This window comes from Streptomyces sp. NPDC003379, from assembly GCF_053589195.1.
The window spans coordinates 1-19,776 of record NZ_JBSFRK010000044.1; the positions used below are offsets into that span (position 1 = coordinate 1).

Annotated in this window: 19 protein-coding genes; 8 read left to right on the plus strand and 11 right to left on the minus strand. The window is 69.8% G+C overall.

The window, feature by feature from the left end; genetic code table 11:
- Window positions 1-87 precede the first annotated feature (87 nt).
- On the plus strand, window positions 88-204 hold the full coding sequence (locus tag ACWDVB_RS32035) for a hypothetical protein (RefSeq protein WP_451612013.1): 117 nt from the start codon (window positions 88-90) through the stop codon (window positions 202-204).
- Between the two features lie 144 nt (window positions 205-348).
- On the opposite strand, the gene ACWDVB_RS32040 is transcribed toward ACWDVB_RS32035, so the two are convergent.
- The 8 genes from ACWDVB_RS32040 to ACWDVB_RS32075 form a co-directional block, all read right to left on the minus strand.
- On the minus strand, window positions 349-1,890 hold the full coding sequence (locus ACWDVB_RS32040) for a peptide ligase PGM1-related protein (protein ID WP_451516974.1): 1,542 nt from the start codon (window positions 1,888-1,890) through the stop codon (window positions 349-351).
- 362 nt (window positions 1,891-2,252) lie between these two features.
- On the minus strand, window positions 2,253-3,164 hold the full coding sequence (locus ACWDVB_RS32045; protein ID WP_451516973.1) for a branched-chain amino acid transaminase: 912 nt from the start codon (window positions 3,162-3,164) through the stop codon (window positions 2,253-2,255).
- The gene (locus ACWDVB_RS32050; RefSeq protein WP_451516972.1) at window positions 3,161-4,261 is read right to left on the minus strand and encodes an Ldh family oxidoreductase; all 1,101 of its coding nucleotides are present in this window, start codon (window positions 4,259-4,261) and stop codon (window positions 3,161-3,163) included. The genes ACWDVB_RS32045 and ACWDVB_RS32050 overlap by 4 nt, the downstream gene beginning before the upstream one ends.
- Window positions 4,262-4,277: 16 nt before the next feature.
- Entirely contained in the window at window positions 4,278-5,282 is a 1,005-nt protein-coding gene (locus ACWDVB_RS32055) for a diiron oxygenase (protein ID WP_451516971.1), read from the minus strand.
- Window positions 5,204-6,259 carry an EamA family transporter gene (locus ACWDVB_RS32060; RefSeq protein WP_451516970.1) on the minus strand — a complete coding sequence of 352 codons (1,056 nt, stop codon included), beginning with the start codon at window positions 6,257-6,259 and terminating at the stop codon, window positions 5,204-5,206. The genes ACWDVB_RS32055 and ACWDVB_RS32060 overlap by 79 nt, the downstream gene beginning before the upstream one ends.
- Complete coding sequence (locus tag ACWDVB_RS32065; RefSeq protein WP_451516969.1) at window positions 6,253-7,557, minus strand: KamA family radical SAM protein; 1,305 nt, start codon at window positions 7,555-7,557, stop codon at window positions 6,253-6,255. Before ACWDVB_RS32065 ends, ACWDVB_RS32060 begins: the two co-directional genes overlap by 7 nt.
- A gap of 32 nt (window positions 7,558-7,589) precedes the next feature.
- The gene (locus ACWDVB_RS32070; protein WP_451516968.1) at window positions 7,590-8,303 is read right to left on the minus strand and encodes a TauD/TfdA family dioxygenase; all 714 of its coding nucleotides are present in this window, start codon (window positions 8,301-8,303) and stop codon (window positions 7,590-7,592) included.
- 112 nt (window positions 8,304-8,415) lie between these two features.
- Complete coding sequence (locus ACWDVB_RS32075; RefSeq protein ID WP_451516967.1) at window positions 8,416-9,309, minus strand: helix-turn-helix domain-containing protein; 894 nt, start codon at window positions 9,307-9,309, stop codon at window positions 8,416-8,418.
- A 162-nt stretch (window positions 9,310-9,471) separates the two neighbouring features.
- Here ACWDVB_RS32075 and ACWDVB_RS32080 point away from each other — a divergent pair, with 162 nt between their 5' ends.
- The 5 genes from ACWDVB_RS32080 to ACWDVB_RS32100 all read left to right on the plus strand — a co-directional run bounded on the left by ACWDVB_RS32080 (window position 9,472) and on the right by ACWDVB_RS32100 (window position 15,460).
- On the plus strand, window positions 9,472-10,635 hold the full coding sequence (locus ACWDVB_RS32080) for a pentapeptide repeat-containing protein (RefSeq protein WP_451516966.1): 1,164 nt from the start codon (window positions 9,472-9,474) through the stop codon (window positions 10,633-10,635).
- 448 nt (window positions 10,636-11,083) lie between these two features.
- Window positions 11,084-11,287, plus strand: a complete 204-nt coding sequence (locus ACWDVB_RS32085) for a hypothetical protein (RefSeq protein WP_451516965.1) — start codon at window positions 11,084-11,086, stop codon at window positions 11,285-11,287.
- A gap of 340 nt (window positions 11,288-11,627) precedes the next feature.
- Window positions 11,628-12,440, plus strand: a complete 813-nt coding sequence (locus ACWDVB_RS32090) for an SAM-dependent methyltransferase (RefSeq protein WP_451516964.1) — start codon at window positions 11,628-11,630, stop codon at window positions 12,438-12,440.
- A 579-nt stretch (window positions 12,441-13,019) separates the two neighbouring features.
- Entirely contained in the window at window positions 13,020-13,754 is a 735-nt protein-coding gene (locus ACWDVB_RS32095) for a S1 family peptidase (RefSeq protein ID WP_451516963.1), read from the plus strand.
- Between the two features lie 653 nt (window positions 13,755-14,407).
- Window positions 14,408-15,460, plus strand: a complete 1,053-nt coding sequence (locus tag ACWDVB_RS32100; protein WP_451516962.1) for an LLM class flavin-dependent oxidoreductase — start codon at window positions 14,408-14,410, stop codon at window positions 15,458-15,460.
- Between the two features lie 123 nt (window positions 15,461-15,583).
- Here the strand turns inward: ACWDVB_RS32100 and ACWDVB_RS32105 are convergent, their stop codons facing one another.
- On the minus strand, window positions 15,584-16,339 hold the full coding sequence (locus ACWDVB_RS32105; protein ID WP_451516961.1) for a DUF5707 domain-containing protein: 756 nt from the start codon (window positions 16,337-16,339) through the stop codon (window positions 15,584-15,586).
- A 212-nt stretch (window positions 16,340-16,551) separates the two neighbouring features.
- Here ACWDVB_RS32105 and ACWDVB_RS32110 point away from each other — a divergent pair, with 212 nt between their 5' ends.
- Both ACWDVB_RS32110 and ACWDVB_RS32115 read left to right on the plus strand, forming a co-directional pair.
- Window positions 16,552-16,986: a VOC family protein gene (locus tag ACWDVB_RS32110; RefSeq protein WP_451516960.1), complete on the plus strand. Its 435-nt coding sequence runs from the start codon at window positions 16,552-16,554 to the stop codon at window positions 16,984-16,986.
- 386 nt (window positions 16,987-17,372) lie between these two features.
- Window positions 17,373-18,059, plus strand: coding sequence for an SGNH/GDSL hydrolase family protein (locus ACWDVB_RS32115; RefSeq protein ID WP_451516959.1), 687 nt, complete (start codon window positions 17,373-17,375; stop codon window positions 18,057-18,059).
- Here the strand turns inward: ACWDVB_RS32115 and ACWDVB_RS32120 are convergent.
- Together ACWDVB_RS32120 and ACWDVB_RS32125 are read right to left on the minus strand one after the other, a co-directional pair.
- Window positions 17,986-18,609: an acyl-CoA dehydrogenase family protein gene (locus ACWDVB_RS32120; protein ID WP_451612012.1), complete on the minus strand. Its 624-nt coding sequence runs from the start codon at window positions 18,607-18,609 to the stop codon at window positions 17,986-17,988. The genes ACWDVB_RS32115 and ACWDVB_RS32120 overlap by 74 nt on opposite strands.
- 75 nt (window positions 18,610-18,684) lie before the next feature.
- Window positions 18,685-19,392, minus strand: coding sequence for an alpha-ketoglutarate-dependent dioxygenase AlkB (locus ACWDVB_RS32125; RefSeq protein ID WP_451516957.1), 708 nt, complete (start codon window positions 19,390-19,392; stop codon window positions 18,685-18,687).
- Window positions 19,393-19,776 lie beyond the last annotated feature (384 nt).

The window sequence follows — 19,776 nt, forward strand, 5'->3', positions numbered from 1 at the left end:
GGCGGTGAGCGCGTCCTGCCCGGCCTCGATGAGCTTGCGGGTCACGCCGGTGACCTCGTCGATGTTGGCGACGCCGTCCTTGCCGAACTGGCCGACGGCGGCACCCATGTGGCGTCCACCCGTCAGGTGGGGCGCGTCACGGTCACCAAGGTGGAGAGCAAGGGCCGCCAGAACCGCAGGGTGCGGATTCGGCTCGACGCTTGAGTCGGCTCTTTAGGGGGTCGGCGCGGGAGCGGCCTCGCCCGTTTACGCAGGTGTGGGGGTTGACCCGAACTGGACGTGGGGCGTCGGGGAACCGCACCGGCGATCGGCGGTCGGCGGTCGGCGGTCGGCGGTCGGCATCAACGCTCAGGTGTGGCGTCCGACCGGCAGCCCCTGGCGGGGCCCCGCGGCGAGGGAGTCCGCCAGTTCGCGCAGCCTCCGCATCAGCGATGCGGTCTCGGCATGGTCGGCCCCGATGCACACGGCGCCGAACTTTCCCACCTCGGCGGCGGAGCTCATCATGTGCAGCACCACGCCCGTCGCGCGCTCGGGGTCGTACCCCAGGGGCGAGCGGGTGACGGCGCGGATGAGTTGGGCCGGTCGCAGTCCTGTGTAACGCGGGTCCATGATGTTGTCCGATGCCTCGTACACACGCTCATGCTCCGTGGGCCCGCCGTTGTTCACGGGGCCGCCGACGACCAGTCGGCCGTCCGGCGTGGCGCGTGTCCCCAAGAGTCCCGTGACCATGCCGAAGGCGTGTTTGGTTCCGGTGGATCTCAGGTTGACCTCACATCCGAGAAGCTGCCAGGAGCCGCCGGTGCGCCTGGCCAGGAAGTCGACTCCGTAGTCGCCCTTCTCCACGCCCCGTTCCCGCAACGCTCGGCCGATGCGCAACCCGTAGTCGATGAGCGTGTGCCGGTACTCGGCACTTGCCGGGAAGAGGCACCCCATATAACTCTGGCCGTGGTTGGCGAGCACCTGGTCATGCGTGGAGACCGCCTCGACCTCGGCCGCGTCGGTGATCCTGCCCTGAAAGCTGGGGCTGCGCAGTGTGTCGTCCTGGATCCACTCCTCCACGACGGCGCCGGTTCTCTCCATTGTCCGTACGTAGTCATCCCAGGTGATCTTGGTGTCCACCAGGGTGGCCCGGGGCAGTACGTCGAGCAGGTGTCCGACCAGGGTGTCGTCATCCGCGCCGAGTGACGGTTCCACGTCATCGAGATCCAGCAGCGCGTTGCCGAGGCCGGCCCCGGAAGCGGGGTCGTCGAGTTTGACGATTACCGCACGGTGTCCCGCCCGCACCATCCGCGCCACTTCCCCGGCGAGGCCGTCGAGGGTGTCGCACGGCGCGGGGGAACCGGCGGGGACGGGCACGCCCGCCTCGGCGAAGAGCCGGCGGCCGGTGTGTTTGGTGCCCAGCGGGATGCGGGACGAATGCGGCTGGTCGCCCGGCACTCCCAGCTCCCGGGCGTAGCGCTCCAGCGGCGCCGAGGGTTCGAAGTAGCACAGCCGGACGTCGGCACCGGCGCGCTGACGGTCGATCACGAAGGCCCGGATGGCCGCACGGACCTGTGCGGCCTGCGGGTTCTCCGCATCGAGGACCTTGTCACTCAGCCATCGGGAACCCGCGTCGTCCAGGTCCACGATGCGCACCCGGCCCCGGGCCTCGCCGCAATCGGCACCCAGCAGCCCCAGGTAGTAGCCCACCTGTTCGTCGGCGTCCAGCACCCCCGGAGCGGCGACATACAGAAGGTCGCCGTCGGACCGGCACACCGTGTCGATGATCGCCGAACCGAGCAGCCGCTCCGGGAAGTACGCGGCGCCGGTCAGCCGTTTCAAGATCTCCGGGTCGCACTCCCGGCTCTGGATGTGGACATGGGCCGGGCGGGGGCGCGCCGCTGCCGTCATGCCGCCGCGCCGAGGGCCGAGTCGCTGACCGGCAGAGAGTGCTGGGTTCTCACGATCTTCTCCTCCACAGGGCCTCTCCGTCACAGCCGGAAACGCGCGCCGCGATGCCGAAGGGACGGAAAGGCAGTAGCAGTTGGCAACGATCTGTTACGGAGCAAACGCAGAGCGTACGCTACCAGTGGAGCCCATCGTGACGGGTGAGAGGCGCGGCCTGCCCAAGCGGCGGCGGCTCACTCGGTGCTGCCGAACAGCGCGGCCGAGGCGCGTATAGCCGTCGTCGCTGACAGAGCAACGGTGCCGCGGCTGAGAGAAGCAGTCGGGGCACCGTCATGCGCTCTACGAGAGGTGCTCGGGCAGAGTTGTCACACCCTGGTGAGCCAGTCGGCCGCTGCCGGGGGTTTTCCGCCGACCGCGTCCCGGTAGGCGTCGCGCAGCGCCCCCGTGACCGGACCGCAGCCGTCCGTCGTGGTGCGGCGGTCGTCGACCGACTCGACCGGTACGACACCGATGGCGGTCCCGGTCAGGAAGATCTCGTCGGCGGTGTATGCCTCGGCGTGTGCCAAGGGTCGTTCGGCAGTGGGGATGCCTGCGCCGCGGGCCAGTTCGAGCACGGTGGAGCGGGTGATCCCGGGCAGTATGCCCTGCTCGACCGGAGGGGTGTGCAGGACGCCGGAGCTGACGAGGAAGACGTTGGCGGCGGAGCTCTCGGAGATGTGCCCGGACGCGGTCAGCAGCAGGGCGTCGTCGTAACCGGCCCTGACAGCCGCGATCTTGGCGAGTGAGGAGTTGAGGTACGCGCCGGTGGCCTTCGCCAGCGGAGGAATGGTGTCCTGGTGGTTGCGCCGCCAGCCGCTCGTCATGAGGCGCCAGTGACGGGACGGCTGCTGCTCCTCCCACGCCCAGGCTGCGATGGTCACGCGCACGGCGGACAGATCGAGGGCGACCCCCATGCTGCCGTATCCGAGATAGACGAGGGGTCGGACATAGCGTGGACCGGGACCGCCCGCCCTGATCAGTTCGGTGGTGGCGTCGATCAGCTCGTCCTCGATGTACGGGATGTCCATCAGGTAGACACGGGCCGAGCGCCGGAGCCGGGCAAGGTGGTCGCGGAGCCGGAAGACCGCTGTGCCGTCCACGGTCTCGTGTGCCCGGATGCCTTCGTAGACCGCCCATCCGTAGTGCAGGGACTGTGTCAGCACATGGATCTGTGCGTCGTCCCAAAGGACGAGCCGGCCGTCCATCCAGATGAACTCGGCCGGGGACAGTACGGTCACGGTGTCCTCCTCCGGGCGCCCGGAGGCGCGGGGGCTTCGATGTGGTGGCGCTGTGCCAGCGCGTACAGCCTGCGTGCCGTGTCCGGGTCAAGGGGAATGCCGTCCCGGGCGGCGCCGGACTCCTGGAGGCGCTCCGGATCCCCGGGGCACAGCACCGGCTCGGAGCCCGCGGCCGGTGCCCCTCGCGTGGTGTGTACGAGGTCTCGCAGCCGACCCTCGAAGGCGTCTCGCCCACCGAAGGCGGCCGGATCCAGGCACAGCAGGAAGTGCGCCACCCCGCGGCCCCTGCCGGGCGCCGCCTGATCCATGTGGTCGAGCTCCCAGTCCAGGGGGCCGTCGGCGAGCACCGCGGTCATCAGGGTCACCACCATGGCAAGGCCCTGGCCCTTGTACCCGGCGCCGAGCGGGGACAGAGCCGCCACCTCGGACGCCTCCCGGGTGCCGCGGCCGTCCGCGGCCGTCGCCCAGCCCGGGTCGAGGGGCAGACCGCGGCGCCCCCGTTCCCGTATCTCACCCAGACACACCTCACTGGTGGCCATGTCGAGGGCGAACTCGCCGTCGCCCTGCCCCGCCGCGACGCTGACCGGGTTGGTGCCGAACAGCGGACCCCGCCCGTTGTAGGGGGCCACCCGCGAGGAAGCGGACGTCATGGCCCAGCCGACCATCCCGGCCCCGGCCATGGCGCGGCTGTAGAGCGAAGCGGCCCCGAAGTGGTTGGAGTTGCGGACCACGACGGCCGCGACACCGTGCTCACCGGCGCGCCGCACCGCCGCCCGTACCCCCGCGGCGCCGGCGACGACCCCCAGGGCGGCATCGGCGTCGAGGAGCGCGCTCGGGCCGGTCTCCCTGATGATCCGGATCTCCGGCCTGGCGTTGGCGATGCCCTGTGCGAGGTCGTCGAGGTAGCGCGGCAGCAGCCGCAGTCCATGGGTGTCGATGCCCCGCATCGAGGTCTCCACGAGTGCGTCGGCGACGGCCGCGCGGGCCGCGTCGTCGACGCCGCGTTCGGCGAGGGCGCTCAGTACGATCCTGCGGGCCGTGTCGGCACCGATGCGGTACGTCCACGCTGTCTCGTCGGGTGTCTCGTCCGGTGTCATGGGAACGGGGCCCTCCTCACAGGACATAGGGAAGGTCGCCGGCCACCTTGACGCTCGACCAGTCGAAGTCGACCTCGTCGATGACATCGAGTTCGGTGAGGACCCGGTGGAGTCCGCTGTAGTCACGCAGCAGCGCGGTACGCCCGGCGGACCTGCAGTCCTGGAGCATCCGGGTTCCGTCCGGCACCCCGACGAGCCGCATGATCGCTTCCCAGGCCCGGTAGTCGTTTGCGGAGTACGCCTCCAGCGCCCGGCAGAGCGCGCTGAGCAGGAATCGCTGCTGCTCCTTGCCCAGTTGGGGATAGAGCACCTTGAGGAGTTCACCACTGATGGATCCGTGGCAGACCTCGTCGTGCCGGTGCAGCCGGGAGAGCTCCACGATCATCGGCTGGACGCCCGACGCCTTGGCGATGAGTTCCAGATAGGCGCCGATGGACAGCTCGGTGGTGATGGCGAACGCGAGCGTGTACAGACTGCGCTGCCAGCGCTCCGGCACCTGCCCGGTCAGCGCGCGGTGCGTCTCGGCGACGTACGGCAGCGGCAGTTCCTTCGCCCGGAAGTGGCTGCCGCGTCGGGCCCGGGTGACGTCGCTGGCCATCCGGTGCATGAGGATGTGGTACTGCTCGTCCACCATGGCCTGGATGAGTGAGACCTCCAGGGCCTCGCCCCACAGGCCGGGGAACTCGCCGCGCAGGATCAGTCCGAAGGCCGGATTGACCACATGGGTCTCCGAGTACTCGGTGTTCCGGTTGAGGGCGATCATGGCCCAGGTCAGGACGGCGCCCCGCTGCTCCGGGGACAGGCCCAGGTAGACCGGGTGGTCGGCGAACGGGACGATGTCCTCGGGATAGTCCGGCAGGGTGAGGTCGAACAGGTCGAGCAGCTCGGGGTCGTCCCGCTTGACCGTGGCCCTGCGCCGCCAGTTGGCCGCCAGGCGGTGGATCACCGGGTTGTCGACGGCGCCGAACAGGGCGCTGCCGAGTTCGTCTTCCTCGGGGTTGCTGATGAACCGCTCGTCCATCCTTCATGTTCCTCTCGTGCTCCGGGGGCATCGGGGGGTGTGCCCGGTCCTGGCGGTCGCGTACGCATGGACCGCTGGGCGAGCAGGACCCCGGCCAGGACCGTGGCGACTCCCGCGCACTGCACGGCTGTCAGGGTCTCGCCGAGGAGGAGGAACGCGGCCCCCGCCCCGGCCACGACCTCCAGCGTCGCGAACAGGCTCGCGGTGGACGGCTCCATGAACTGCTGGGCCGCGATACCGCTGAGGTAGGCGACGAGTGTCGCCACGACGCCTGCCCACAGGACCACCGTCCATACGGGGGCGGAGAGCGATCCGTAGCTGACGGTGTCTCCCAGGGCCGCGTAGGGGAAGCCGGTCAGGGGGTACAGGACGTTGAGTGCGACGGCGCCGACGGCGATGCCCAGTGCGGCCACGGCGACCGGATCGCGGTGGAGCAGTGCCCGGCCCGCGAGCAGGAAGCGTACGGACAGCGCCGCCGCCGTTCCGAGGGCGGCAAGCACTCCGATCAGGTCGAGTCGCAGCCGCGACCACACCTCGCCGACCAGCAGCAGACCGCTCAGTACGACGGCTGTGCCCGCCCAGGCCAGGCGCGGCTGCCGAATGCGCCGCACCCAGCGCAACCAGACGACGACGATCACCGGTGAAAGGAACTGCAGCACCACGAAGACACCGACCGGGATCCGCGCGACCGCGACGCCGCACAGCGTCTGCAGCGCGGCGAAGGAGAAGATCCCGAGGACGGCGATGACGGCCCACTCCTGTCGGGTCGCCAGCAGCTGCCGGGGCCGGGTGACGGCCACGTACGCGAGGAGCAGCACCGCCGCGATGGTCAGCCGGGCCTGGGCGATCTCGGGCGCCGAGAGTCCCGCCGCCGCCAGCACCTTGGTGGCCGGTCCTACCGTGCCGAAGGTACAGGCGGACAGTATGGCGAGGCCGGCCCCCGTGGCCGCCCCGGCCGGGCGGACGGTGTTCAGCACGGTCGTTCCCGTACGGTGGCCGCCTGCGGGAAGAAGGCCCGGTCGGGTCCGCCGAACGGGACCAGCTCGGACCACCACTGGGCGGCCGGGTCCCACCGGGCGTGGAACGGCCGGTCCACCAGGTCCGGTGTCCGGGCCTGCAAATAGCGCAGCGCGAAGGCCCGTCCGCCCGGCAGTTCGGTCACCCCGTCCACGGTCACCTTTCCCTCGGCCGTCGACATCACAGGGCCGCGGGCGGTGCGGCCGAGGCCGGAAAGACGCAGCACGGCCTCGCGGTGGATCTCGTACGCGCGCTGGAGCGGGAGGCCGAAGTAGCGTCGCGCGCCGGTGTCCCGCTCCACGAACAGGTAGTACGGGTGGATGCCGAGGCGGAGCTGCGCGCGCCACGCGTCCGCCCACACCGCCGGATCGTCATTGACATGGCGTACGACAGGCGCCTGGGACCGCAGTTGGGCCCCCACTCCGTGCAGAGCGGCGACGGCGAGCCGGGCGAGGTCGGGCTCCAGTTCCCGGGGGTGCGACACATGCACCATCACCGCGAGCTGGCGTCCGGCCCGCACCACGCGTTCGAACAGGCGCAGCAGGCCGGCCGCGTCCGGTCCCGTGACCAGGCGGGCGGGATGGAAGGAGAGCGCCTTGGTGCCGATACGGATGGTGGTGACGTGCTCAAGACCGGGGCGCAGCAGCGCGTCGACGTACGGTTCCAGCAGTTCGGTGCGCATGACGAGCGGGTCGCCGCCGGTGAACAGCACATCGCTGATCTCGGGATGGTCCCGCAGGTACGCGGTGACGTGCTGCGGGCCGTCATCCGCGATGCGCAGTTCCGGTCGGCCGACGAACTGGGCCCAGCGGAAGCAGTAGGAGCAGTACGCGTGGCAGGTCTGTCCGTGCCGGGGGAAGACCAGCGCGGTCTGTGGGTATTTGTGCTGCACTCCGCTGACCGGGATGTTGCGGGTCAGCTGCTCGCCAGGGTGTGGATTCAGACGGTGGTGGATGGCGTCGACGGTGTCCCGCAGCGCGGCCGGGTCACCCAGCGCGCGATCGACGGCGTTGAAATCCTGCGGGTCGAGCATGTCGCGATGCGGGAAGACCAGCCGGTACAGCGGATCGTCGGGAACGCTCTCCCAGTCGATCAGGCAGTCGATGACATGACCGCTGACCTTGAACGGCAGTACCTGGCCGACCACTTCCACGTCGTGCGCCAGCCGGTCGTCCCCGCACCGGTCGCGGACGAGCGCGGCCAGCCTGCGTCCTGACACGGTGCGTGTCGCGGAGACGGCGTGTTCGGCGATGGTCATCTGAGGGGTGTGCCCTTCTGCTGGGGGCGCGGTCAGGCGGCGATCCAGTACCTGGTGAGGTGGCGGCGCGCGTCCTCGTACCGCGAACGGGCGTGCACCATCCGCTGGTTGTCCCAGATGAGCAGGGAGCCGTCGGGGATGAGCACCTGGGTGCGGTACTGGTCGAACAGCGCGCTCACCCGGTGGGCCAGGTCGGCCCCGGCCTGCCCGAGCGGGAGTTCTTCCGGCGGCGGGGCCGAGTCGAGGGGGGCGTCGTAGTCGGCCGCCGTCAGCAGGTTGTAGCTGAACCGCAGGACGGGACGGCCCCGGTCGTCGTACAGCATGGGAACGATCACGGGCTCGGTGTCGCTCCCCGGACCGGGAAAGACGAGGCTCGGTCCGGTCAACAGCGCGTGCTCGGTCGGGCTGAGCAGCTTCTCCAGGACCCTGAGGTCGAGCAGATCGGTGTGGCCGCCCCCGCAGCGGGCCTGCTGGTGGCAGTACAGGGCCAGATAGCGGGGGCTCGGGTCCCAGCCCGGCGCTTCGGTGTGGGCCCGGATGGTGTTACGGCTCTGGGAGTAGGCGCGGCCGTCGTTTCCCGGACGGTGGACGACCTCGTGTTCCACCATGCCGGTGTACTGAGGGATGAAGCGGCCGATGTCCTGGAGCAGCTCGATCGCGTCTCGCTGGCCGCCCGGCGGAGCCACGACGGCATAGCCGTCGGCGCTGAGTGCGGCTCGTACGCTCGACTCACATGGCAGGGGCATGCCGTGGATCCCTCCTGGGTCACCGCCTCGCGTGCGGATGCAGCCTCGCAACGTCGTCCGGGGGCGGTATTGAAGAAAACCGACCTCACCCTCAACTCGCCCTAGGTCGCCCTCAAGTTGGCTCAAACGGCAGTACGAGGCTGGTCGGCTGTCCCCCGACCCGGTCCACGTCCGGAGGCCCTGGGTGGCCGATGGTGCGGGCACGCAGGAAGCGCGACATGGTCCAGCCGGTCATGGACTTGAACTCCCGGCTCAGATGGGGCTGGTCGGAGTAGCCGGAGAGGGAGGCGGCGATGGCACCCGGGTGCCCGTCGGCCGTCAGCCGAAGGGCCGCGCGCAGCCGCAGGACGCGGGAGGCCTCCTTGGGGAGCAACCCGATCTGCTGCTCGAAGCGCCGCTCCAAGTGCCGTTCGCTCCAGCCGCATTCGCGGGCGAGCAGATGGACGGGCACGTTTCCGGCCGCTCTGGAGAGCCGGTCCCATACCCACAAAACGCGTGCGGAGACGGTCGGCCCGTCTTCGAGCCAGCGCGTCAGCACGGTGTCAAGAAGCGCGAAGCGTCCCGGCCAGTCAGGGCAGTCGCTCAGCCGCTCGTCGAGTGCGTAGAGCCGGCGGCCGAGCAGCTCGGCGGGTTCGATCAGCGAGTTGGCGAGTTGGTCCATCGGGGTGGCGAAGAACGCGTACGCGGCCCAGGGGGCCATGACGACCTCCACGCCGTACAGCCCACCGTCGTGCTCGCCGAGGCGGGCGCGCGACTGCGGGCCCGAGAGCAGGGAGGTGAACGAGGGGGCCGCGGCGGGATCCTCGCCTGTGGTGCCGGACACGCGCAGCTTCTGTGCCAAGAGGATGACGAGTGTCGTCATGCAGTCGGGGAGTTCGAGCCGCCGCCGGGGCGCGGACAGGCGGAACCTGAATCCGCGGTAGCGCACGACACGGGAGCGCAGCCGGGGGGCGGGCAGAGCGGTTGCCACTTCCCAGGTTCCGGCCGGGCCGAACTCGTGCCTCATCTCGCCATTGTGGGTGGATGCGTTCCCGGTCCTGACCGTTGGTTCACGCCAGAATCGGGCCGTGGTGCCAGTGGTTGCCCGTCGGGCCAGTGGGAGTGGAGCGCCGCGCTCCAAGTCGTGCGTCTTGATCGTTTTCTGCGCGGCGCCTAGGCTCCCATGCCCATGGAGACGGGGGAGCCGGACCGCGGTCGCAGGCCGTGGCGCGACCGGCTGGTCAGGCATCGTGCGGTCGCGGCCCTGCTGGCCGGGGCCTCGGGGCTGGCCGTTCTGGGCGCGGTGCTCGTCGTCCTGCCGGGTGTGGTGGTCGACCACGACCTCGCCGGGGCGAGCGTCGCTGCACAGGACCGGCTGAAAGCGGTGAACGACGTCCGCACGACACTTCTGCAGGCCGTGGGCGGCATGGTCGTGCTGTTCGGCGCGTACGCCACCTGGCGGCAACTACGCGTCAGTCAGGACGGCTTGCGCGCCACGCAGGAAGGCTATGTCACGGACCGGTTCAGCACGGCCGTCGATCAGCTCGGCAGTGACAAGCTGGAGACACGCATTGGCGGGCTCCACGCGCTGTGGCGGATCGCGGAGCACTCCGCCCGCGACCGCGAGGCCGTCATCTCCATCCAGGCTGCTTACCTGCGCACACATCTGCCCTGGCCGCCCGCCGCACCGCGAGCTCCAGCCAGGGACGTGCCGATCAACGACGTCGTGCCGCTGGAGGTCCGTGCCGCCGACGCCCAGGTGGCGCTGACCGGGCTGGGCGTGTTGTTGCTGCAACCCCGGGAGCAGTCCTGGGTCAACCTCGGCGTCACGGACCTGCGGCGGGCCGACTGCGACGGACTGTGGCTGCATGAGGTCAACCTCGACCGGTCCTGTATGGAGGCGGCGGGCCTGTACCACGCCAACCTGACGCAGGCGTCTCTCGTCTCGGTCAACCTGCGGCACGCCGACCTCAAGACGGCGATCCTGCGCCGGGCCCGCTGCGTTCTGGCTGACCTGCGGGGCGCCCGGCTGGTCGAAGCGGACTTGCGTGACGCGGACTTCACCGAGGCCGACCTGCGCGAGGCGAACCTGCGCAAGGCCGACGCAGGCGGTGCTGTCTTCCGCCGCGCCGACCTGCGCCTGGCCGACTTGCGTGGCTCCGACTTGAGTACGGCCGACCTTCTCCAGGCCTGTCTGACCGGCGCGGTGGCCAGCGAGCACACTCGCTGGCCAGCCGGTTTCGACCACGCGGCCGCCGGCGTCGTCGTCACCGAGGATCCCGGCCCCGAAGCTCCGCCACTGCTCCAGCCCTCAGGGATAACGACGCGGCACCCGCCCCTGCGGTCCATGTAGTCCACGCAGGCCACGCAGGCCACGCAGTGATCGACGGTCCCGGGTGAAGACCGTTGCGCGCGGCAGGACCCTCCGGGGAAAACGGGGCGTTCCCTGCTCTGAGCGACAAGCGACGTGCGACGTGCGACGTGCGACGTGCGACAAGTGGTGTCAGCCCCCGCGTCCACTCGCAGGTGGCGTCGAGCGGGCCCAGCAGGCCCAGGCCGAGCGGGGTCAGGGCGTACTCGACACGGCGCTCAGTGACTTGGCCGTGACGCCACGCAGCGGAACCTTTAGCTCCGAGAATAGGCGCGGGCCATCGTGCGGGCAGCGCAGGATCAGCGCGGCCCGCTTGTCACCCACGCGGAACGGCATCAGCGGGGACGGATAGACAGGGTCGAACATCTCGGGATCCAGAGGGGCCCGGATCATCGTCTTTGGGGCAGGCGGCCGGGTCGGCCGGGCGGCCGTGGCGGAGGCCCGGCGGCGGGGCCACGAGGTCACGACGGCAGGGCGGGCCGACGGGGAGGTGACGGACCCGGCTGCCGTAGCGCGGCTCGCGGCCGTGCACGACGCGGCGATCGTCGCCGTGTACGACCCCGGCGCGCACCCCGGTGAGTTCTTCCCCGCCGTGGCCCGCACCCCGCGGAGGGGCTCCCGGCGGCCGGGGTGACGCAGCTGGTGTCGGTTGGGCCGGTGTCCGTACTGCCCACCGCGTCCGGGGACGCGCTGATGGACACCCCATGACATCAGGGCGGCCCGCACCCACGGCATCATCGACGTACTGGTCGACGCGGGCCTGCCCTGATGGGCGGACAAGGTCGTACCGGGACACACGATGTGCACGGCGTCGTTGATCGCCGCCGCATTGATGCTTGGTCCGCTTCTCGCTCTGGAGAGCCGAATCTCCGGACACCGTGATCCACGACCACGACAATGGCAACACGGTCCATTGTCGCCATGACGGCTGCGCACCCAGGACAGCACATGCGTGCGCACGGAGAGGGAAAGACGTGAGTGGGAGCCAACACCCGTCCGCTGTATCGGACAGGCTGAACACCGGGATCGCGCACAACGCACGGGTGTGGAACTACTGGATCGGCGGGAAGGACCACTACGAGGTCGACCAGCAGGTCGGTGACCAGGTCTCCACGATGTTCCCCGTGATCCGCGACGTGGCTCGCGCGGACCGCGACTTCCTCGGCCGCGCGGTCGGGTTTCTGACCGCCGACTGCGGAGTGCGGCAGTTCCTGGACATCGGCACCGGATTGCCGACCCTGGACAACACCCACGAGATCGCCCAGCGGATCGCGCCCGAGTCCCGGATCGTCTATGTCGACAACGACCCCATCGTGCTCGTCCACGCCCGCAGCCTGCTGGTCGGCACCCCGCAGGGAGCCACCGACTACATCGATGCCGACGTCCACAGCCCGGACAGCATCATCGAGGGCGCCTCAGCGACTCTTGACCTCGACCGGCCCGTCGCTGTCATGATGCTGGGCATCCTCAACTTCATCCTCGACACGGAACAGGCGCTGGACATCGTGCGCCGCATCATGGCCTCGGTGCCCTCCGGCAGCTACCTCGCCATGACACACCCGACCACCGACACCGACCTCGGTGGCGAGGGCAACGTCGAGGCAATGAAGTTCTGGAACGAGAACGCCACGCCCCCGATCACCGCCCGAAGCCGTGCGGAGATCAGCGCGTTCTTCGAAGGGCTGGACTTCCTCGCTCCCGGCCTCGTGTCGTGCTCGCAATGGCGCGCTGCGTCGGAATCTCGTGTCGTACTCCCCCAGTTCGGCGCAGTGGCCGTGAAGCCCTGACCAGACGCCGCCGAGTGGGAGTGCTGCTCAACCGTCGGTGGCACACGGTCGGAACACGCCGCCGGATGCCGTGGAGCGCGGAGCCGCACCTCCCGATCATCCACCGTGACTGCCCCCCCACACACACCGGCCTGCGCCAGGCCGGACCCGTCTCTGCGTGCCGAGCCCCCCACACGCACACGCACACGCACAACGGCCGATGCGCCACGCGGCCTTGCCTACCTCATGGAGGTCCTCTGCATGGAGGTCCTCTGCCTCTGCCTCTGCCTCTGATCCGACTCGCCCTTGACCCTACGTAGGTCCTACGAACGGCATCGCCCACTACGGCGTGCTGCTCGGCGACACCGGTTCGCTGACCGTCTGCGCCACCACGCGCTCGCCCGACCTTGAACCCATCGCCGAGCTAACGGCGCACACCCCGGCTCTCCGCCGGCCGCTGACCGGTACCGGACCGGCGGAAGCGGACGGCTCCGCCATGCGGAGCCAACTGGAATCTTGCGCCGGCTCGTGTGGAACGTTTTGGCTCAGCAGGGTCTCTCACTACCTGTACTGCTGTACCCCTGAGAGGAGTTGTTCTGGATGGTGCGTCGCGTTCGTGTACTGCTGCTGGCCGCCCTGGCGCTGGTAATGGCCTCGGTGATGTCGTCCGCTCCGGCCTCCGCCGTCATCGGCGGGTCGAAGAGTACCTACGGCCCGTGGGCAGTACGCATGCTCGTTGACGGCAAACCGGCGTGCACCGGGACAGCCGTCGCCCGCCAGTGGATCCTCACCGCCTCCCACTGCTTCTACGAGCAGGCGCTGCCGGTCGCCGACAAGCGGATCTCCTTCCGGGTGGGCGACCTCGATATGCGCAAGGGCACCAAGGTCCGCCCCATACCCGGCAAGCGCGTGGGCAGCGCGCACGCCGACATGATGCTCGTCAAGGTCCCGCCGATGAACGTCCGCACGGCGCGCCTGGCCACGGTGGGCGTCCACCGCGGTCAGGCGGTGCGGCAGTACGGGTGGGGCGCCACCTGCACCAGGGACGAGAGCGCCTGCCAGTCTCCCGTCCTCAAGCAGTCGGACCTGAAGGTCGTACGGCCGAACGACCCCCTGTGCGCGGGTCACACCGCACCGGGCGGCCCCGACTTCTGCATGAAGAAGGTGAAGGGGATTCCCGCCGGGGGCGACTCCGGGGGCCCGGTGATGACCGTCGGCCCGCGTGGCACCGAAACGCTCATCGGCGTCTTCAACGGCTCCGACCGGGAGAAGAGCGCGGAGGCCGGAGAGGTCTCCCAGCAGCTGCGCTGGATTCGCTCCGTCATCCGGCGATAGCAGCCGGCGCAGCCGATCCGACGAGGAAGCCGCACCGGAGCGTTCCGGTGCGGCTTCCTCGTCTCACGTCCCGCGCGGAGGCCCCGTCGGGCCCCTACCAAACGCGGGCCAGGGTGAGTTGGCTGACGGAGCCGAGCCCCTCGGCCTGATTGTCGCCAAGGGTTGAGGTGGTGGGTGGTAGGTGGTAGGTGGTAGGTGATCATGGCGTGTCTCCGGATGTCGTGCGGGCGGGTCAGTACAACTCGGGTGGGAGCGGCGCTCCACCCGCCGTCCACCCGGACAGCAGACGCCTTGGCGTCAGCGGTGACGAACGCGTCGAACGCATCGATGTCGAGTCATGTCCCCGCGTGCGATCCCGGCCGCCCGACGCAGGTCGTCGAGAGCGAGCCGTTGCGCGGGCGGGGCAGGCAGGATGTCGTGCCGGGTGGTGTGCAGGCCGGGACCGGCGTGGAGGATTTCGCCCATCGCGGCGGCGATCTACGCCTCGTCGAGCCCCGTCCTGGCCGGGGTGGCGGACGGTGACGCAGACCGGGGGCCGCAGCGGGTGGGCCCGGCGCCCGGCGTTCCGTCGGCAGCGGCACGGCCATGGGCTTCAGCCTTCGGACCTGCCAGCATGAGCAGCCTCGATTCGATCCTCGTACCTTGGAGGTTTGATGCGTGCAGGCGTCGTGGTCGCCGCGCACCCCGGTGTGGAGGAACTGGCGGTGCGAGCCGAGCAGTTGGGTCTGCACAGCTTCTGGGTCAACGACACCCCGATGGTCCACGGCGACCCCTTCATCGCCTTGGCCCTGTGTGCGAAGGCCACCCGCCGCATCCGGCTCGGTATCGGCGTGACCTCACCGGCGCTGCGCTCGGCCCCGGCCGCCGCGAGCGGGTTCGCCAGCCTCAACGCCCTGGCACCGGGCCGGATCATCTGCGGGGTCGGTACCGGAAACACCGCTCGGCGCACTCTGGGCATGCGGCCGACCGCGGTGGCTGCGCTGGAGAACTTCACCGCGGCACTGCAGGATCTATGTGCCGGGCGATCAACCGAGTACCGCGAAGGTGACCGGGTCCGCGACATCCGGTTCCTGCACACCGGGGCGCACGTGAATGCCACCGATCCGATCGAGTTCGTCGTGGCCGCGCTCGGGACCGAAGCCGCCGCTGTCGCCGGCCGCCGCGGCGCCGGCCTCATCTCCTTCGGCCTGCTCGATCCCACCACCTGGCAGGCACTGCACGACGCCCGCAGGCAAGCCGCCCACGGCACACTCCGCGGCCCTGGCTCCCCCGCGCACTCCTACGTGGTCACCGCGCTCCACCTGCTGCGTGACAACGACGACTCCGACTGCGACGCGGCCCGGGACGCGACAGGTCACCTCGTCCTGTCGCTGCTGGACTTCGCCGCCGACAAACCCGCCTTCGCCGGGCAACTCGGCCCCGAGGAACGCGAAGCGGTGCGAGAACTCCTCGACCGGCGTGGCACCACCGCCACCGCGCGGGACCGGTACACCAAGCTCTACCCCAACTACCTCGGACGCATCGCACCGCAGGACCGGGACCTGGTCCTGCCCTCGCTGATGCACAGCGTGGCCCTCGTCGGCACCCGCGACGACCTCCTCGTCCGCATCACCGCCCTGCAACAGGTGGGCATCGATGAGCTCCTCATCCAACCGGTGATCGACCCGCCCACCGAGATGGCCCAACTCGCTGAACTCCTCGCCTGAGCGTCCGCTTACGGAGGGACGGCTGCAGGCGGCAGGATCCGCACGGCCCCCGCGACGCGATCGGCAGGTGCGGACGGAGACGTCCACACCTGCCGAAAGGTCGAGAGAGCTACTGTTCGGTGATCAGCGCACGTCGACGTAGTCGCCAGCGGCCTTGACCGCGGAAGTCGTCGAGTTCGCGGCGAAGTTCCAGCGGAAGTAACCGTCGGTGGCGGCCTTGACCGTGGTCTTCAGGTTGCCCTTGGTGTCGGTCTTCACGGTCTTCACGGCCGTGTAGGTCGTCGTGCCCTTCTTCTTGAACTCCAGCTTCACGGACTGGTTGGTGTAGCCCGCGTACTTGTGGGTCTCCCAGTTGGCGCGGGTCAGCGCGCCGGTGATGGTGAGCGTCTTGCCCTTCTTGATCGGCTCCGGCGAGGCGTCCGCCGTCAGCTTGGACAGGCGCTGCACCTTAAAGGAACCGGCCTTCTCCGCCAGGATGGTGTCGATGTCCTTCGCCGTCACCAGCGCGTCGACGTACCAGGTGCCGGCCGGGCTGTTGTCGTAGAAGTCGGTGTCGGGGTCCAGCGTGAACTTCGCGGTGCACGTCGAGGTCGTCGCGCTCGACGCCACGCATGTGGGCGCCGACGCCGGCAGGGCTACCGCGGAGCTGGGGCCGTACAGCGTGATGTCAGCCTCGTCGATGCCCGAGTCGTCGGACGCCGTCACAGAGACCGAGAAGGACTGCGCGGCGGTGGTGCCGAGCACGATCGGCTTGCCGCCGTTGACGGTGACCTTGTCGATGGTCACGTCGTCGGACGCGGCAGCGAAGGCACCGGGTGCCGCGAAGCCGGTCACGGCCAGGGCCGAGCTGAGCACGGCGATACGGAAGCGGTGTCGCATGAATCCCCCCACGGGATGACGCCGGGGCGAAATGGGCTGCCCGGCAAGGTTGTTGTTGACGCGACGACTTTACGTTCTTCACCAAGGCTTCATCATTGTGTTGATCAACACGCGTGTCGCGTACAACCTCGCGCCCCTGGAGTGCCGTACGTCCGCTCTCCCCCTCATCACTCAGCGGTTCGGCCTGCGGGGCCCCCTGTTATGGTGCGCCGATGTCAACGATCAAGAAGTTTCAAGTCACCTTCGACTGTGCGGAACCCGCGCGCCTCGCCATTTTTTGGTGCGAGGTGTTGGGATACGTCGTACCGCCGGTCCCGGAGGGATTTGCCACTTGGGAGGACTATCAGCACTCGCTGCGGCATGAGGATCAGGACGCCTATTTCGCATGCAGTGACCCCTCGGGCACGGGCCCGCGCCTGCTCTTCCAACGCGTTCCCGAAGGGAAGATCTGCAAGAACCGGGTGCATCTCGACGTGCGGGCCGGCACCGGGCTCGTGGGTGAAGAGCGCCTCGCCACGCTGGAGGCCGAGTGCGCACGGCTGGTCGCGCTCGGTGCGACACACGTACGAACGCTGCTTGCTGATGACGACAACGAGTCGTGCATCGTGATGCAGGACATCGAGGGTAATGAGTTCTGTCTCGACTGAGCATCCTCCGCGACGGCCAGACCGCGAGGGAGCCGTCTCCCTCATCCTGTGAGGGCGAGGTCGTGAAGTCGGGCGGCAGTGACGAAGCATCTTCAAGCGGTTCGGTCCGGCTGCGTTCGCGGCAGTGCGGGACGCCCGCCTCGAAACGTCGAAGGCGTCCACGCCGGACGCCTCATCACGCCCGTGGTGCTGGGCCCGGTCGTGGTGGGCGACGATCTTGTCCTGGTCCGGCACGCGACGGCCCGTGACTGATGAAGGCTGCCGGGCCGGGCCGTCCGGACGCCGGAGCGGCGTCGGAGGATGGCGCCGGATTCTCGCCAGCCCGGCCGCCCACCGGCTGGCATCGTTGACCCCTCATCCCGCGAAGCCTTCAGAGGAGTCCGCACATGGCCGACACGAGCGAGTACGCAGCCGAAGCCGCCGACCCCTACCTGCTGTCCCCGGGCGAAGGCGCCCGTGTGCTGGCCGCCGCCCCGTGGAAGCGGCTTGCCGTGCTGGGGGACAGTGGCGCCGAAGGAGTCACCGAGGCGTACGAGGGCTATCGGCACCTGCCCTGGGGGAAGCGCTTCATCCAGGAGCTGCGGACCGTGCAGCCGGACCTGGAGGCCCTCGAACTGGGGCTGTGCGACCTCTTCGCCGCGCAGGTGCGCGAGACGCAGCTGGCACCGGCGCTGGAGTTCCGGCCGGACCTGGCCGTCGTGTTCTGCGGAGGCAACGACATGTTGCAGCGGCACTTCGACGTCGACGCCGTCGAGTCCGAACTGTCGCTCATCATCACGCCGTTGCTGGAATCGGGGTGCACGGTCGTCACCTCGGGCCTCTTCGACATCACGGTCTCCCCGTACGTCGCCGAGCGGTACCGCAAGCCGATGAGCGAGCGCATCGCCGCCTGGTCGGAGCGGACCAAGCAGGTGGCAGAGCGGCTCGGAGCGGTCCACGTGGACCTGCCCCGGCACCCCGCGGGCAACGAGGAAATCTTCAGCACCGACGGCCTGCATCTCAACGCCCGCGGCCAGGCGATCCTGTGCACCGAGATCGTACGAAGCCTGGGGGAGCACCTGCGGAGCCGCTGAGCGAGGCCGGTGTCGCGGGCGCCGTCGACCACATCTGCCCAGGGGCTCTGTGATGTCCGGTCCGCGTACGTGCGTGGCTCGCGAGCCTGGAGAGCGCGCCGTCCATGGGCTCGGCCTCGCTCCGGTTTAGGCAGACGCAGGCCCGGTAGAGCGGCAACCGCCCCGCCTCCAGCCGGAGTTTCATGTCGGCGATACGGTGTGACACCACCTGGAAGCCGGCGATGCGGTGGCCGAACTGGCGACGCTCGTCGCCGGCTGAACTCCCGGTTGGTGAGCCCACGCAGCCGCGTGTGGCGCGGCGGGTCGATGCTGATGACACTGTCCCGTTCGGGCTCGGCGAGCTGGGAGCGCGGAGCACCGGGTTCGAACAGCGCGTCGCGGCTGAAGCGAGGGTCGGAGAGTGCGGTCCTGACGTCGTCGTACGCGCTGACGAACAGCGCGGGGAACCCCGTGGCCAGAGTGATGGGCCAGACCGGCGCCTCCTGCTGGAGCAGCAGACCTTTCGCCGGATACGAGGGAAAGACACGTGTGCGGGGGTCGCCGTCACCACTGGGCCTCTTGTGCGAGCAACCGTGTCAGCCGACCTTGAGATGCCGCCGATATACCCCTGGCGTGGCCGCCGCCGTCAGGTACCGCGCCGTGCCGCGGGACCGGCGACGAGGCCGGTCTCGCGCACCGTGACGCTCGCCCGACCCCCGCGGATGCCCAGTTCGGCCGGGGCGGTGCCGGGCAGGGTGCGCATCACCGAGTGGTAGGCCATCCGCGCCGGGCCGCCGAAGACGAACAGGTCGCCGCTGTGCAGCGTCACGTCCTGCCAGGGGCGCGTACGCGTCTCGTTGTTCCCGAAGCGGAACACGCAACTGTCCCCGAGGCTGAACGAGACCACCGGCGCGCTGTTCTCCTCGGCACGGTCCTGGTGCGTTCCCAGTCGGGCCCGGTCGTCGTAGAAGTTCACGATCGAGGCGTCGGCGGTATGTGCCCGGGGCCTTCGGCACACCTCCCGGTCGAGTGCGGCGGCCTCGGCGACGGCGTCGCGCGTGAGCTCGGTGAGCCACCCGGGCAGCGGTTTGACCGGGACCGAGTCGGGCGTGGTCCGCGTGTATCCGAAGCCCACGGAGTAGTGCCAGCCGAGGCAGACCGACTGCACGCGCATCGGCGTGCCGTCGGGCATCACCGGGCGGTGCAGTCCCGCGGCTCCGCGGGCCCACTCCCGGCAGGCCTCGAGCAGCGTCCGCTGCCGTTCGGCGTCGAGCCACCGCGGGAGCAGCACCGCGCCGTCGCGCAGCACGAGCGGTGGGCGCCCGAAAAGCGCGTCCTGGTCCTGGTGGATCAACGTGTGTCCTCCATGGCGGCCTGCAGCTGCTGAACAGCGTACGAGCACCACGGGTGCCAGGCCTCGTCCCGGTCGACGCCGCCGTCGAGGACCAGGTCCTCGGCGGCGAGGGCGATGGCGATCGCCTTGACGCGGAGCCCCGCTCGTGGGTGCTGGCCAGCTCACCCGGCGCCGGCCGCGCGAGGGGCTCGACTGCGGGGAACGTATGCGTGATCCCGCTGACCTCCCTGGTCAGGGCTTTGCCGTAGCGGGCGACGAGCAGTGCCGCGTCGCTCCTGGCCTCCTGCTGATCCGCCGAAGACCGACACGGCGTGGAGGTCCCTGAGAGCCTGTACTCACTGGTCGAGGTCCTCGCGGAGCACGCGCACGTCAACTGGGCACGGC

Coding starts and splice junctions, on each gene's coding strand:
- ACWDVB_RS32065 (WP_451516969.1), bottom strand. CDS start 7,557: ATGACCATCGCCGAACACGCCGTCTCCGCGACACGCACCGTGTCAGGA.
- ACWDVB_RS32075 (WP_451516967.1), bottom strand. CDS start 9,309: ATGAGGCACGAGTTCGGCCCGGCCGGAACCTGGGAAGTGGCAACCGCT.
- ACWDVB_RS32055 (WP_451516971.1), bottom strand. CDS start 5,282: ATGGACGAGCGGTTCATCAGCAACCCCGAGGAAGACGAACTCGGCAGC.
- ACWDVB_RS32110 (WP_451516960.1), top strand. CDS start 16,552: ATGTCAACGATCAAGAAGTTTCAAGTCACCTTCGACTGTGCGGAACCC.
- ACWDVB_RS32100 (WP_451516962.1), top strand. CDS start 14,408: ATGCGTGCAGGCGTCGTGGTCGCCGCGCACCCCGGTGTGGAGGAACTG.
- ACWDVB_RS32040 (WP_451516974.1), bottom strand. CDS start 1,890: ATGACGGCAGCGGCGCGCCCCCGCCCGGCCCATGTCCACATCCAGAGC.
- ACWDVB_RS32095 (WP_451516963.1), top strand. CDS start 13,020: ATGGTGCGTCGCGTTCGTGTACTGCTGCTGGCCGCCCTGGCGCTGGTA.
- ACWDVB_RS32115 (WP_451516959.1), top strand. CDS start 17,373: ATGGCCGACACGAGCGAGTACGCAGCCGAAGCCGCCGACCCCTACCTG.
- ACWDVB_RS32070 (WP_451516968.1), bottom strand. CDS start 8,303: ATGCCCCTGCCATGTGAGTCGAGCGTACGAGCCGCACTCAGCGCCGAC.
- ACWDVB_RS32050 (WP_451516972.1), bottom strand. CDS start 4,261: ATGACACCGGACGAGACACCCGACGAGACAGCGTGGACGTACCGCATC.
- ACWDVB_RS32105 (WP_451516961.1), bottom strand. CDS start 16,339: ATGCGACACCGCTTCCGTATCGCCGTGCTCAGCTCGGCCCTGGCCGTG.
- ACWDVB_RS32080 (WP_451516966.1), top strand. CDS start 9,472: ATGGAGACGGGGGAGCCGGACCGCGGTCGCAGGCCGTGGCGCGACCGG.